Raw genomic sequence first — 561 nt, forward strand, 5'->3', positions numbered from 1 at the left:
TGGTGGTGGTGGGTGCAGAGGAGGACGCCGTTGTCGGTGTTGGTGGGTCCGCCGTGTGACCAGTAGGTGGTGTGGTGGGCTTCGCACCAGGGGGCGGGGATGGTGCAGTTGGGGAAGGCGCAGCCTTGGTCGCGGGCGGTGAGGGCTTTGCGGATGTGGGGCGGGAAGATGCGGGTGGTGCGGCCGATGTCGAGGATGCGGCCTTCGGTGCCGAGGAGGATGGGGATGATGTCGGCGTCGCAGGCGATTTTGCGGATGGTGGCGGCGGTGACGGGTCCGGTGAAGGTGAACGTCCCGGTGCCGGCTGGGGTTCCGGTGGCTGTGCCTGGGCTGGTGCCGGTGCCCGGTCTGGTGGTGGTGCGGGAGTTGGTGGGTTGGTTTGTTGGTGTGGTGTGGGGGTAGCGGGGGCCGTTGGTGGCGGTGGTGTGGAGTTGGTTGAGGAGGTCTTGGTGGTTGATGGTGACCATGACTTGGGGGCGGAGGCCTCCGGTGGTGGGCAGGGTGTTGGTGGCGAGGGCTGTTTTGCAGGCGCCGACGAGGCCGTCGAGGAGTTGCTGGGGG

At 67.9% G+C, this 561-nt stretch carries 1 protein-coding gene; it reads right to left on the reverse strand.

Annotated elements, in window-relative coordinates:
- On the reverse strand, positions 1 to 561 hold a 561-nt coding region (locus AC6CH3_RS23410), incomplete at both ends, for an HNH endonuclease signature motif containing protein (RefSeq protein WP_498134708.1).

This window comes from Arthrobacter sp. GQ119, from assembly GCF_059759125.1.